The 13,322-nt window shown below is 68.6% G+C and carries 11 protein-coding genes; 6 read left to right on the top strand and 5 right to left on the bottom strand.

Features of this window, described 5'->3' with window-relative positions; genetic code table 11:
• Window positions 1-49 precede the first annotated feature (49 nt).
• A protein-coding gene (locus tag ACNJ7E_RS15345; RefSeq protein WP_418338899.1) for an IS5 family transposase occupies window positions 50-858 on the top strand; the annotation gives its coding sequence in 2 pieces (ribosomal slippage) (window positions 50-383 and window positions 383-858; 810 coding nt in all).
• Window positions 859-906: 48 nt separating this feature from the next.
• Here the strand turns inward: ACNJ7E_RS15345 and ggh are convergent.
• Genes ggh through ACNJ7E_RS15330 form a run of 3 tightly spaced genes read right to left on the bottom strand, consistent with a single transcriptional unit; the run spans window position 907 to window position 4,538 of the window.
• The gene (gene ggh, locus ACNJ7E_RS15340) at window positions 907-2,244 is read right to left on the bottom strand and encodes a glucosylglycerate hydrolase (RefSeq protein WP_005249245.1); all 1,338 of its coding nucleotides are present in this window, start codon (window positions 2,242-2,244) and stop codon (window positions 907-909) included.
• Window positions 2,245-2,290: 46 nt separating this feature from the next.
• On the bottom strand, window positions 2,291-3,118 hold the full coding sequence (locus tag ACNJ7E_RS15335) for a class I SAM-dependent methyltransferase (RefSeq protein ID WP_280779242.1): 828 nt from the start codon (window positions 3,116-3,118) through the stop codon (window positions 2,291-2,293).
• Window positions 3,111-4,538, bottom strand: a complete 1,428-nt coding sequence (locus tag ACNJ7E_RS15330; RefSeq protein ID WP_280779241.1) for an amino acid permease — start codon at window positions 4,536-4,538, stop codon at window positions 3,111-3,113. The genes ACNJ7E_RS15335 and ACNJ7E_RS15330 overlap by 8 nt, the downstream gene beginning before the upstream one ends.
• 174 nt (window positions 4,539-4,712) lie before the next feature.
• On the opposite strand from ACNJ7E_RS15330, the gene ACNJ7E_RS15325 reads away from it, so the two are divergent.
• Genes ACNJ7E_RS15325 through ACNJ7E_RS15305 form a run of 5 tightly spaced genes read left to right on the top strand, consistent with a single transcriptional unit; the run spans window position 4,713 to window position 10,574 of the window.
• Window positions 4,713-4,919: a heavy-metal-associated domain-containing protein gene (locus ACNJ7E_RS15325; RefSeq protein WP_105418026.1), complete on the top strand. Its 207-nt coding sequence runs from the start codon at window positions 4,713-4,715 to the stop codon at window positions 4,917-4,919.
• A gap of 56 nt (window positions 4,920-4,975) precedes the next feature.
• On the top strand, window positions 4,976-5,866 hold the full coding sequence (locus ACNJ7E_RS15320) for a DUF8832 domain-containing protein (RefSeq protein ID WP_418340316.1): 891 nt from the start codon (window positions 4,976-4,978) through the stop codon (window positions 5,864-5,866).
• Window positions 5,866-8,136, top strand: coding sequence for a heavy metal translocating P-type ATPase (locus ACNJ7E_RS15315; RefSeq protein ID WP_418340315.1), 2,271 nt, complete (start codon window positions 5,866-5,868; stop codon window positions 8,134-8,136). The genes ACNJ7E_RS15320 and ACNJ7E_RS15315 overlap by 1 nt, the downstream gene beginning before the upstream one ends.
• Window positions 8,133-8,459, top strand: coding sequence for a metal-sensitive transcriptional regulator (locus ACNJ7E_RS15310; RefSeq protein ID WP_280779237.1), 327 nt, complete (start codon window positions 8,133-8,135; stop codon window positions 8,457-8,459). Before ACNJ7E_RS15315 ends, ACNJ7E_RS15310 begins: the two co-directional genes overlap by 4 nt.
• A 36-nt stretch (window positions 8,460-8,495) precedes the next feature.
• The gene (locus ACNJ7E_RS15305; protein WP_418340314.1) at window positions 8,496-10,574 is read left to right on the top strand and encodes a heavy metal translocating P-type ATPase; all 2,079 of its coding nucleotides are present in this window, start codon (window positions 8,496-8,498) and stop codon (window positions 10,572-10,574) included.
• On the opposite strand, the gene ACNJ7E_RS15300 is transcribed toward ACNJ7E_RS15305, so the two are convergent.
• Both ACNJ7E_RS15300 and ACNJ7E_RS15295 read right to left on the bottom strand, forming a co-directional pair.
• On the bottom strand, window positions 10,516-12,180 hold the full coding sequence (locus ACNJ7E_RS15300) for an FAD-dependent monooxygenase (RefSeq protein ID WP_418340313.1): 1,665 nt from the start codon (window positions 12,178-12,180) through the stop codon (window positions 10,516-10,518). The genes ACNJ7E_RS15305 and ACNJ7E_RS15300 overlap by 59 nt on opposite strands.
• A gap of 62 nt (window positions 12,181-12,242) precedes the next feature.
• Window positions 12,243-13,205: an MBL fold metallo-hydrolase gene (locus ACNJ7E_RS15295; RefSeq protein WP_065492745.1), complete on the bottom strand. Its 963-nt coding sequence runs from the start codon at window positions 13,203-13,205 to the stop codon at window positions 12,243-12,245.
• Window positions 13,206-13,322: the final 117 nt, after the last annotated feature.

Raw genomic sequence — 13,322 nt, 5'->3', positions numbered from 1 at the left:
AGAGCGTGTCTCATGTGGATGAAGTGATGTGTGGGACATAATGTGACGCGTGGTAGATGAGTTGTCACTGAGGTTGTTTCCGGATGCGTTGTGGGAGATAGTCGAACCGTTGATACCGCCTTTTGTCGCCCGGCCACAGGGAGGCGGCAGTGCGCCGGCCGATGACCGGGCGGTGTTCACCGCGATCGTGTACGTGCTCACCAGCGGATGTGCGTGGCGGCACCTGCCGCCCTCGTTCGGGGTCACGGTTCCTACTGCGCACCGAAGGTTTACCGCGTGGGTGGCAGCCGGGGTGTTCGAAAAACTGCATCGTAAGGTGCTCGACCAACTCGGTAGTGCGGGCGAACTCGACTGGACGGCAGCAATCCTGGACGCGGCAAGCGTCCGGGCAAAAAGGGGGGATCGCTGACCGGCCCCAGTCCCGTCGACCGCGGCAAGAAGGGATCGAAGATCCACGTCCTGTCCGAAACAAACGGAATCCCACTGGTCGTGGGCGTGACCGGGGCGAACACCCACGACAGCACGATGCTGCAACCAATGGTGGCAGCGATTCCGGCAACGAAGTCCAGGCGCGGACCACGCCGACGCAAGCCGGGAAAGCTTCGCGCCGACAAGGGCTACGACTACGACATTCACCGACGGTGGCTGCGCGAACAAGGCATCGTCCCGCGGATCGCCCGCCGCGGCATCGAGCGAAACGACCGCCTCGGCCGGTACCGGTGGAAGATCGAACGCACCATTGCCTGGCTCACCGGCTACCGACGTATGACCATCCGCTACGAACGCCACGGCGAACACTTCGCCGGCTTCCTTCACCTCGCCGCCGCACTCACCTGCTTCAAGAAACTCCCCACATGAGACACGCTCTTATTAACGTCCCGCGGTTAATAAGTACTCACGGGGGCGCTAGCCCAACCAGTCCAGGACCGCGGCGGCCGTCCACGACTGCTGCATGCTGCCGAGGGGCTGACCGGTGAACGGTTCGTAGTATTCGGCGAAGCTGCCGTCGCTCGCCTGCCGCAGCCCCTCGGACCGCAGCAGGTGCGCGCGCTCGGCCCACCCGCGCCGGGCGAACGCCCAGGAGAACAGCCACGTCATCACCGGCCACACCGGACCGCGCCAGTACTCGCGCGGCCGGAAGTCGCCAGACACCGGCGACGTCGACGGCGGCACGGCGTACCGGAGGTCGGGGTGGCCGCAGAATTTCGGTCCCTCGAACGTGCGGAGCAGGGCGCGTTCGGCGTCCCGGCTCAGGCCGCCGCACAGCAGGGGCGAGAACATGGCGAGGGTCTCGGTGGAAATCCACCGACCGCTGCGCAGATCGAAATCGCGTGCCGCCCCGGACCGTTGGTCGGTGGTGGTGAGGACGCCTTGCCGGAACCGGGCCGCCCACCCGTGCAGTTCCCGGACGTCGGAGTTCGGCATCGAGTGTTCCTCGCCGATGGTCGCGAGCACCTCGCACGCCATCGAGAACACGGCGCTGACGAACACGTCCTCCACCGCGAAGCTCATGGCGGTGGCCAGTTCCGCGTCGTCGTAGCGGACGGTCTTCATTTCCTCGAGCAGCCACAGGTAGCGGTCGTATTCGCCGTTGGACGGCCGCTGTCCGGTGTCGGCGACGTGGGACAGATCCTCGCGCAGATACGTGGGCATCACCCCGGCCACGACGTTGGCGTACGAGTGGTCCCAGCGCGGCGAGTTGTCCATGCCGGACTCCCAGCCGTGGTACAGCGCGATCCGGCCGTTGCCGTCGAGGTCGCGGGCGTTGGCCAGCCAGCGGTGCCAGCGCACGAGGTCGGGCCAGCGCCGGTCGAGGAACTCCTCGGCGACGGCGCGGGTGCTGCGACCGTGCCTGCGCGAGTGGTCGAGGATGCGCTGCACCGCGATGGCGTGCACGGGCGGCTGGGTGATCCCCGACGTCTGCGTGCCGCTCGGCGCGTGCGCCGCGAGGGTCCCGCACTCCCACCTCCCGGGGCCGGGGAAGTACCCGTCGACGCCGTTCGCGAACACGATGTGCGGGATCATCCCGTTCTTCCACTGCGCCGACAGCAGGGTGTCGAGTTCGACGACGGCCCGCTCCACGCTCAGGGGCGCCAAGCCGACCGCGACGAACGCCGCGTCCCAACTCCACATGTGCGGGTACAGGCGCGGCGCGGCACTCGTCATCGTGCCGAGGTCGTTGCCGCGAAGCAGGTACGCGGCACGAGCCGCGAGCTGTGTGGGGGTGAATCCGCGGTCCGCCATTGCACCATTCTGCTGCGGGTCGGCCCACATCGCTCGTCGGACGGGTTCAGCCCGCGAATCCGCACAGGGTCAGCGTCGGACGCGAGTTGCGCAGCGGCCGCAAGTCCGACAGCCTGCGGAGCAGGGTCGACCCCCACAGGCCCCGGCCGAGGGGCAGCGTCACCTCGCGGGTGAACGCGAGGTCCGGCACCTGTCCGGGCAGGTCCGCCGCGTCGCCGGCGGAGAGGTGGAACGGCATCGGAGGGACGGTGTAGTCGCCGTGAATTCGCAGTCCCTTCTGCGTCTTGCGGCTCAACCATTTCGGTATCGAATCGAACATCATCCGGCCGCCGGGGAAACGCCGGGCGCAGTCGCCGATCAGGGACAGCGACTCGTCGGCGGGCAGATACATCAGCAGACCCTCCGCCGAGACGAACACGCCCCGGCCGGTGTCGACGTGGTCCATCCACGAGCGGTCCAGCGCGGACACCGTAAGTGTGGTGACGTTCGGCTCCTCCGGCAGCAGTTTCCTGCGCAGCGCGACCACCTCGGGCAGGTCGATCGATACCCACCGGACGTCCGGGTCGCCGATCCGCCAGTAGCTGGTCTGCAATCCTTCACCGAGGGCGACGACGGTTCCGCCGGGGTGGTCGGCGAGAAACGCCCGTATCTCGTCGTCGAAGGCCCGAGCGCGCAGGGCGTGGGACTGGCTCGGTTTCCCGAAGTTCTCATACGGATAGTCGAGGGTCTCGTAGAGCCTCACGGCGAGCGGGTCGACCAGCGTGCCGCCCGGACTCGACGCCTCGACGGCACGGTTGCGGAGGGTCCACATCATCGTCGCGGGAACGCCGGTCAGGGCGGTCGCGTCCACCCGTTCCCGGTTTTCGTCAGCCACGCGGCACCGGCTCTGCCTCTTCGAGCTTGGAGTGCTTGCGGGAGTAGAAGAAGTACACGATCAGACCGAGGATCAGCCAGATCCCGAAGCGCAGCCAGGTCTCCCACGGCAGCGAGAGGATGAGCCAGCCGGAGAACACGACGCCGATGATCGGGATGACCGGCATGAACGGAAGCGTGAACGTGCGCGGGACCTCGGGGCGGGTGCGCCGGAGCACCGCGACCGCGATGCAGACGACGATGAACGCCGACAGGATTCCGATGTTGGTGAGTTCCGCGACGGTATTGATGGGGAAGAACCCGGCCAGCAGAGCCGAACCGATGCCCACGATCCAGGTGACCCGCGTCGGCACCTTGCGGACCGGGTGCGTCTTCGCGAACCATTCCGGGAGAAGGCCGTCCCGGCTCATCGCGTACCAGACGCGGGTCACGCCGAGCATGAAGGTGAGCACGACGGTGATGATGCCGACGATCGCCCCGACCGCGATGATGTTCGCGACCCCGGGCATGCCGACCGAATCGAAGGCGGTGGAGAAGCCGCTCTCGGGGCTGATCTCGGTGTACTTCTGCATTCCGGTCAGCACCAGGGTGACCAGGACGTACAGGGTCATCGCGATGCCGAGGGAGTACAGGATCGCCTTCGGCAGGTGTTTGGTGGCGTCCTTCGATTCCTCGGCGGCGGTGCTCATCGCGTCGTATCCGAACACCGCGAAGAAGACGGTGGCCGCGCCGGTGAACACGGCGGCGGTGCCGAACGGGAAGTAGGGGGTGTAGTTGGCGCTGTCGATGTGGAAGACGCCCAGCACGATGATGAGGACGACCAGCGCCACCTTGATCGCCACCGCGATCGTCTCGAATCGACCGACGCTGCGGATTCCGCGCGAGAGCACCCAGGCGGTGCCCAGGCAGAACAGGGCCGCGAAGACGTCGAACACGTGGCCGTCACCGGTGCCCAGCGCGCCCATCATCCAGTCGGGCAGGCTGATGCCGATCTGTTCGAGGAGGAACCGGAAGTACCCGGACACACCGATGGCGACGACGGCCGCCACCGCGATGTATTCGAGCAGCAGGTCCCAGCCGATGAACCAGCCCACGATCTCGCCGAGCGCCACATAACCGTAGGTGTAGGCCGATCCGGCCTTGGGGATCATTCCGGCGAACTCGGCGTAACACAGTGCGGCCGCGGCACTGGCGACACCGGCGATCAGGAAGGAGATCAGCACGGCCGGACCGGTGACGGAATGCGCGACCGAGCCGGCGAGGGAGAAGACGCCTGCGCCGATGATGCCGCCGACGCCGATCGCGGTGAGTTGCCACAGGCCGAGCGATTTGGTCAGACGCTCGTCGGGCGGAGTGTCCTCGTCCACCTCGGTGAGGGGTTTGCGGCGCAGCATTTGGGTGCGCAACTTGTCCATCGACATTGCCGGGCTCCGTTTCCCAGTGGGGTGAGATGCGGTATCTCACTCAATCACCTTTCGGGGCCCGCGTGGGCGTGGAACACGGTACTCGGTGGCCGCCGTCACCCTTGCGGTGATACGGTAGGGGGGTATGGTAGTTCTCCGAGACGACATCGACCCCCGAAGAGAGGCAGACCCGTGAGCACCTCGAGCGTCACCGTCACCGGCATGACCTGCAACCACTGCGTGTCCTCGGTCACCGAGGAGATCAGCGCACTCCCCGGCGTCACCAACGTGAACGTCGATCTGACCACCGGCAAGGTCGTCATCGACAGCACCACCGACCTCGATCCGAGCGACGTCGCGGGTGCCGTCGAAGAAGCCGGGTATTCAGTCGCCGGCTGAGCCGGCACCTCCAACGCGGCCGGCTGAGCCGGCACCTCCACCACAGGAGACCCATCATGAACGCAACCGGCAAGTTCGCCGGATTCACCGTCGGCCTCGTCGTGATCTTCGGCGCCGCGCTCGCACTCGGGTCGGTTGCCGGCCCGGACGTGGCCGAGCCCGCCGCGCACACGGCCGAGGACGACGGGCACGGAGCGGGAGGCCACGACGCCGCCGCCGACCCGACCCCGGGCGGACTGACGCCCACTGCGGACGGCTACACCCTCGAACTCGCATCCGACCAGGTCACCGCCGGTGCCGCGGTCCCGGTGCAGTTCCGGATCACGAACCCCTCGGGGGTACCCGTGACGGACTACACCGTCGAGCACGAGAAACTGCTGCACCTGATCGTCGTCCGCCGGGACCTCGCCGGATTCCAGCACGTGCACCCGACGCTCGACGCGGCCGGAACGTGGAGCGTCCCCCTCGACCTCACCCGCGGCGGCGACTACCGCGTGTTCGTGGACTTCACCCCGGCAGGCGGCGAAGGCGTCACCCTGGGCACGGACCTGCGCGTCGCGGGCACGTACGACCCGCAGGAACTGCCGGCTCCGGCACCGACCGCCACCGTGGACGGGTACACCGTCACCCTCGGCGGGGCGCTGCGACCGGGAGAGACGTCGAACGTGACCCTCTCGGTGAGCCGCGACGGACAGCCGGTCACCGATCTGCAGCCCTACCTCGGCGCATACGGTCACCTGGTGGCGTTGCGCACCACCGACCTCGGATACCTGCACGTGCACCCGGACGGACATCCCGGCGACGGCGTCACCGCGGCGGGCCCGGGAATCGACTTCGCCGTCGCCGCACCCAGCGCGGGCGACTACCGGCTGTTCCTGGACTTCCAGCACGCCGGCGCCGTCCACACCGCGGAGTTCACCGCCTCCGCCGGACCGGAGGAGAAGTGATGACCCGCGGGACCGACATTGCTGCACCACCCGATTCCCAGATCGAACTGGCCATCGGCGGGATGACGTGCGCGTCGTGCGCCAACCGCATCGAGCGCAAGCTGAACAAACTCGACGGCGTCACCGCGACCGTCAACTACGCGACGGAGAAGGCCCGCGTCCATTACGACGCCGCCGACGTCTCGCCCGAAGACCTGGTCGCCACGGTCGAGCAGGCCGGGTACACGGCGCGACTGCCCGAGGTGAAGCCCCCGGCCCCGGAGGAAGAGGACCCGGCGGCGGAACTGCGGCAGCGGCTGCTCGTGTCGGCGGTGCTGACGGTTCCCGTCATCGCGATGGCGATGATCCCGGCGCTGCAGTTCACGAACTGGCAGTGGCTCTCGCTCACCCTCGCGGCCCCGGTCGTGGTCTGGGGTGCGTGGCCGTTCCACAAGGCCGCCTGGACGAACCTGCGGCACGGCACCGCGACCATGGACACCCTGGTGTCGATGGGCACGCTGGCCGCGTTCGGCTGGTCGCTGTACGCACTGTTCTGGGGCACCGCCGGCATGCCGGGAATGACGCACCCGTTCGAGCTCACGATCGCGCGGGTCGACGGCACCGGCAACATCTATCTGGAGGCCGCGGCCGGTGTCACCACGTTCATCCTCGCCGGCCGTTACTTCGAGGCCCGCGCCAAACGGCGGGCGGGAGCGGCACTGCGGGCGCTGCTCGAACTGGGCGCCAAGGAAGTGTCGGTGCTGCGTGACGGCACCGAACAGCTGATCGGCATCGACCAACTCGACGTCGGCGACCTCTTCGTGGTCCGTCCCGGTGAGAAGATCGCCACCGACGGCGTCGTCGTCGAAGGTTCGTCGGCGGTGGATGCGTCGATGCTGACCGGTGAATCCGTGCCGGTCGAGGTGTCGCCGGACTCCGAGGTGGCGGGTGCGACGGTCAACGTCGGCGGCCGAATCGTGGTTCGCGCCAGCCGGATCGGCGCCGACACCCAGCTCGCGCAGATGGCGTGGATGGTCGAGGACGCGCAGACCGGCAAGGCCGAGGTGCAACGCCTGGCCGACCGGATCTCCGGCATCTTCGTCCCGATCGTGATCGCGTTGTCGGTCGCGACCCTCGGTTTCTGGATCGGGACCGGCGGTTCGGTCGCCGCCGCGTTCACCGCAGCCGTCGCCGTCCTGATCATCGCGTGCCCGTGTGCGCTCGGACTCGCCACCCCGACCGCTCTCATGGTGGGCACGGGACGCGGGGCCCAGCTGGGCATCCTGATCAAGGGACCGGAAGTTCTGGAATCGACGCGGCGAGTCGACACCGTGGTGGTCGACAAGACCGGCACCGTCACCACCGGCACGATGTCGCTGCACGACGTGGTCGCCGCGGACGGCCAGGACGAGGAGCAGGTTCTCCGGTTCGCCGGCGCGCTCGAGGACGCGTCCGAGCATCCCATCGCGCGGGCGATCACCCGCGGCGCGAAGGAGCGGCTGACGACGCTCCCCGAAGTCGAACAGTTCACCAACATCGCCGGACTCGGCGTCCAGGGCCTGATCGACGGACACGCGGTGGTCATCGGCCGCGCGAAACTGCTCCGCGACTGGTCGCTGCAGCTCACCACGGAACTCCAGCGCGTCGTCGACGCGGCCGAGTCGGAGGGCAAGACCGCCGTCGGGATCGGCTGGGACGGCCACGCGCGCGGCGTGCTCGTGGTCGCCGACACCGTGAAGCCGACGTCACGCGAGGCGGTGGCGCAGTTCCGCGAACTGGGCCTCACCCCGATCATGCTCACCGGCGACAACACTTCCGCGGCCCGGGCGATCGCCGCCCAGGTCGGCATCGGCGAAGTCGTCGCGGAGGTACTGCCCCAGGACAAGGTCGACGTGATCAAGCGTCTGCAGGCCGACGGCAAGGTGGTCGCGATGGTCGGCGACGGGGTCAACGACGCCGCCGCCCTCGCGCAGGCCGACCTCGGTCTCGCCATGGGAACCGGCACGGACGTGGCCATCGAGGCCAGCGACCTCACGCTGGTGCGCGGCGACCTCCGGGCCGCAGCCGACGCGATCCGGTTGTCGCGCAGGACGTTGAGCACGATCAAGGGCAACCTTTTCTGGGCCTTCGCCTACAACGTCGCGGCGTTGCCGCTGGCGGCGGCGGGCCTGCTCAACCCCATGCTGGCCGGTGCCGCCATGGCATTCTCATCGGTGTTCGTGGTGAGCAACAGCCTGCGACTGCGCCGCTTCCAGCCCCTGACCACTCCCACCCGAGGGGAACACTCATGACCGAGCAACCGACCACCGACCACGCTGACGACCACACAACCGGCCACGGGTACATCAGCGCCAAGGACGACTACCTCAAGCGCCTGCGCCGCATCGAGGGCCAGGCGCGGGGTCTGCAGCGGATGGTCGAGGACGAGAAGTACTGCATCGACATCCTCACCCAGGTCTCCGCGATGACCAAGGCGTTGCAGGCCGTGGCGCTGGGTCTGCTCGAAGACCACATCAGCCACTGCGTCGTCGACGCCGCCGTCGCGGGCGGCACCGAGGCCGACGCGAAGATCAAGGAAGCCACCGACGCCATCGCACGACTGGTGCGTTCCTGAAACCAGACCACGAGAGCAGCTTCCGAGGGAGCAGGCATGTCTCACGATCATCAGCAGCAGGAAGTGGAACAGGTCCGGGACACCGGGCACGACGCACACGGTGACCACGCGGATCGGCACGCCGGTCACGGGGCGCACGGTGAGGTGTTCCGGCAGAAATTCTGGATCAGTCTCGCGCTGTCGGTGCCGGTGGTGGTGTTCAGCCACATGTTCGCCGACCTCCTCGGCTACACCGTCCCCGACTTCCCCGGTGCGTCGTGGATTCCGCCGGTGGTCGGCACCGCGATCTACTTCTACGGCGGCGCGCCGTTCCTCACCGGCGCATGGGGTGAGCTGAAGTCGCGGCGGCCCGGCATGATGCTGCTGATCGGCATGGCGATCACGGTCGCATTCCTCGCGTCGTGGGTGACGACCCTCCAGATCGGCGGATTCAACCTCGACTTCTGGTGGGAGCTCGCGCTTCTCATCGTCATCATGCTCCTCGGACACTGGCTGGAGATGCGGGCGCTGGGGTCGGCGTCCGGTGCCCTCGACGCACTCGCCGCGCTGCTGCCGGACACCGCCGACAGGGTCACCGACGACGGCGTCACCGAAGTGCCCGTCTCCGAACTCGCCACCGGCGACCTCGTGCTGGTGCGGGCCGGTGGCCGCATCCCGGCCGACGGCACCGTCGAGGACGGCCGCGCGGAGGTCGACGAATCGATGATCACCGGCGAGTCCAACCCTGTCCCACGATCGGTCGGCGACACCGTGGTGGCCGGCACCGTCGCCACCGACAGCGCGCTGCGGATCCAGGTGGGCGCGGTGGGGGAGGACACAGCCCTCGCCGGAATCCAGCGGCTGGTCGCCGACGCGCAGTCGTCCTCGTCCCGGGCCCAGGCCCTCGCCGACCGCGCCGCGGCGTTCCTGTTCTACTTCGCCTCGATCGCAGGGCTTCTCACGTTCGTGGCGTGGTCGCTGCTCGGCAACGTGGACGAGGCCGTGGTGCGGACCGTCACCGTTCTGGTGATCGCCTGCCCGCACGCGCTCGGCCTGGCGATACCCCTCGTGATCGCCATTTCCACCGAGCGCGCCGCGAAGGCCGGTGTCCTGGTGAAGGACCGGCTGGCCCTCGAACGCATGCGCAACGTCGACGTCGTCCTGTTCGACAAGACCGGCACCCTGACCCAGGGCAGGCACGCCGTCACCGGGGTGGTCACCACCGCGGGTGTCACCGAGACCGAACTGCTCGCGCTCGCCGCCGCCGTGGAGGCCGACAGCGAGCACCCCGTCGCGCGGGCCATCGTCGCCGAGGCGGCGTCGAACGTGCCCGCGGACGAGCGGCGCACCGCGTCCGACTTCCGGTCACTGCCCGGACGCGGGGTGCGCGCGAACGTCGGAGGCGTGGAAGTGGCCGTCGGCGGACCGGCGATGCTCGCCGAACTGAACGTGACGGTCCCCGGTGACGTTGCGGCGCTGACGACACGGTGGGTCGAACGCGGCGCCTCCGTCCTCCACGTGGTCCGCGACGGGCGGGTGCTCGGCGCGGTGGCGCTCGAGGACGCCGTCCGCGAGGAGTCTCGGCAGGCGATCGACGCCCTGCACGAGCGGGGCGTGAAGGTCGCGATGATCACCGGAGACGCCCGTCAGGTGGCCGACGCCGTCGCCGCCGATCTCGGCATCGACGAAGCGTTCGCCGACGTGCTGCCGGAGAACAAGGACGCCGAGGTCGCCGCACTCCAGGCCCGCGGTCACCGGGTGGCGATGGTCGGCGACGGTGTCAACGACGCGCCCGCACTCGCCCGCGCCGACGTGGGCGTCGCGATCGGCGCCGGCACGGATGTCGCCATCGAATCGGCCGGTGTCGTCCTCGCCGCCGACGACCCCCGCGCCGTGCTCTCGATCATCGACCTGTCGCAGGCCAGCTACCGCAAGATGTGGCAGAACCTGGTGTGGGCCACCGGATACAACGTCATCGCCGTCCCCCTGGCCGCCGGGGTCCTCGCGTTCGCCGGGGTCGCCATCTCCCCGGCCGTCGCGGCGATCCTGATGTCGATCTCCACCATCGTCGTCGCCCTCAACGCCCAGCTGCTGCGACGACTCGATCTGGATCCGGAACGGCTGGCACGGAAGTGATCACGGCGAAGACGGGTTCGGTGATCCGGTGCAGCGCGGACACCAGCCCGTCGACCGTGTCGGTGACCGCCGCGATGTAGGCGTCGGGGCGGATGACCCACACCTCGCCGGGCTTCGCGTCCAAGGCGGCGGTGAGGACGCCGGTTCCGTCGATCTTTGACAGCCGGACGAGGCGGATCGGCGTGTGCACCGCTGCGAGTGCCGCGCTGCGGATCGCGTCGACGTCCACGCCGTCACCCGCGAGAAGCAGGATGCCGTGCCGGGCGATGTCGCGGAGCCGGCTGCCGGCACCGCCGCGCAGCGTCACCGGGGTATCGGGCACGAGGATTCCCGGCGCGGCGGCCGGGGTGCAGCCACGCTCGGGGCGCCCGGCGAAGGGTCGTTCCGGATCGGTTGTGGTCAAGGGTGATTCGACGTACCAGAACGGCTCGGCGAGACGACCGCTGTCGACGTGTGCCCGCGCCTGCGGGTCGGTGACCGCCGCAGTGAGCACGTCGTGCCGGTGCCGGTGCTGGTCCTCGGACTGCGGGACGAGGAAATCCATCGTCGCCGTGGTGACCGCGATGTTCTCGACGGCCGCCGCGTGCCGCTCGGTGTGATACGTCTCGAGCAGCGACTCGTCGGCCCAGCCCCGCAGGACGAACGCGAGCTTCCACGCCGCGTTCTCGGCGTCGGCGACACCGGAATTCAGGCCGCGCGCCCCGAACGGGGACACGATGTGCGCGGCGTCCCCGGCGAGCAGCACCCGGTCGACGCGCATCCGGTTCGCGACCCGGGAGTGGAAGCGGTACACCGATTTCCACACGATTCGGTAGTCGGTGTCGCCGATGATCTTCCGGATCCGCGCGTCCAGCGCACCCGACTTCTCCTCGGCCTCGAGATCGTACTCGCTGGGCACCTGCCAGTCGATGCGGAAGGTCGAGTCCGGGCACGGGTGGATGAGCACCTGCCTGCCCGGGTTCCACTCCGGGTCGAAGTAGAAGCGGCGCTCGTCGGCCCAGCCCGGAATGTCGGCGGCGATGTCGCAGATCAGGAACTTGTCGTCGAACGAACGACCGTCGAACGTGACACCCAGCTGCCGCCGGATCGCGCTGCCCCGCGACCCCACGGCCACCACCGCATAGTCCGAGGTGACGGTCTCCTCGCCGGAGCCGGTGCGGCAGGTGATGGTCACGCCGGTCTCGTCCTGATCCACGGACGTGGCCTGGTATCCCCACCGAACGTCGATCGACGGCGTGGCCGCGATCCGCTCGTCGAGCAGTTCCTCGGTTCGTGCCTGGGAGATGTTGACGAACGGCGGGAACGACGAGATGCCGCGGTCGACGAACGTCTGCGCGAACAGTTCGTGGTCGCGGTGGAAGGTGCGGGCGCACCCCCACGTCACGCCCTCGTCGGCCAGCCGCCTGCCGACGCCGATCACGTCCCACACCTCGAGGACGTCCCGCTGCTGGCAGATGGCTTTCGATCCGATCGGGTCACGCTCGGCCCGTGCGTCGAGCAAAGTCACCGGTATTCCCCAGCGCGCCAACAGCAACGCCGTCGTCTGCCCCACCGGGCCGTTGCCCACGACGGTGACCGTGCCGCCGCGGGTGTGTCGTCTTCCCATGATCCTCGCCTTGTCAGTGTGAAACGGTGACGGATGTCAGCCCTGTGAAACGGTGACGGACGTCAGCCCTGCAACTGGTCCCAGACCTCGCGGTCACGCTCGGCGGTCCAGATGACGGGCCGTTCGATGCCCGACAGCTCGTCCCACACGCGGGAGACGTCGAACGGGAGGCAGTGTTCGAAGATCGGCCAGTGCCCGTACTGCTCGTTCAGTGCGGCGTGGGTGGCTTCGAACGCCTCCTTCAGGGTGCCGCCGCGCTGCTGCACCGCCCCGACCTCGGCCAGCATGACCTCGATGAAGTGGCGGGTCTGCTCGATGGCGGCGTCGACGGCGTCCCGCCCGTGGGAGACGGCGCCGCGTCCGCCGATCAGGACCTCCGCGCCGAGCGCCTTGATCGCATCGAGGGTGCCGGTGGACCAGTCGCGGTGGAAGGCGTCGCCGGTGTAGAGCGCGGCCTGCGCCTCCACGAGGTCGCCGGCGAACAGAATCTTCTGTTTCGGCAGCCACGCGGTGATGTCGCCCTCGGTGTGTCCGCGGCCGAAGTGCTGGAGCACGAGGTCACCGCGTCCGCCGCCGAGGTCGATGGTGAGTTTGTCCGCGAACGTCAGGGTGGGCCACGTCAGTCCTGGCACCGAGTCGGCGGCCTTGGCCAGCCTCGGCATACGTCCGAATTCGCTTGCCCAGTCTTCCTTTCCACGCTCCTCGATGAGCGCGCGGGTGGTCTCGTGCGAGACGATGGTCTCGGCGTCGAACGCGGACGCACCGAGCACGCGGACGGCGTGGTAGTGCGAGAGCACCAGGTACCGGACCGGCTTGTCGGTGTGCTCGCGCAGCTTGCGTAGCCAGTCCTGCGCGGCCACCGGGGTGGCGAGCGCCTCGAAGCAGACGACGAAGTCCTCACCCTCGATGGCGCCGATGTTGGGATCCCCCTCGGCGGTGAGGGCGTACACGCCGTCGGCGAGGACCTCGAGGGTCTGTTCCTTCTCACCGAGGTCGGCCGACGAAGCGAAACTTGTGGGGCTCATGCGATCCACCTAACTAATCAAAGGTTTGATTGATGGTGGACACAGTAACCCGGATCACAAAATAATGAAAGCCTTGATCAAAATTTGGTTCCTGAACGACGGCCCCCGTCGAACGAA

The organism is Rhodococcus mengyinensis, from assembly GCF_048381435.1.
GTDB classification, from domain to species: Bacteria; Actinomycetota; Actinomycetes; order Mycobacteriales; family Mycobacteriaceae; genus Rhodococcus_F; species Rhodococcus_F opacus_D.
The sequence above is the reverse complement of the archived record's forward strand: the minus strand, read 5'-3'. Positions and strand labels throughout refer to the sequence as shown.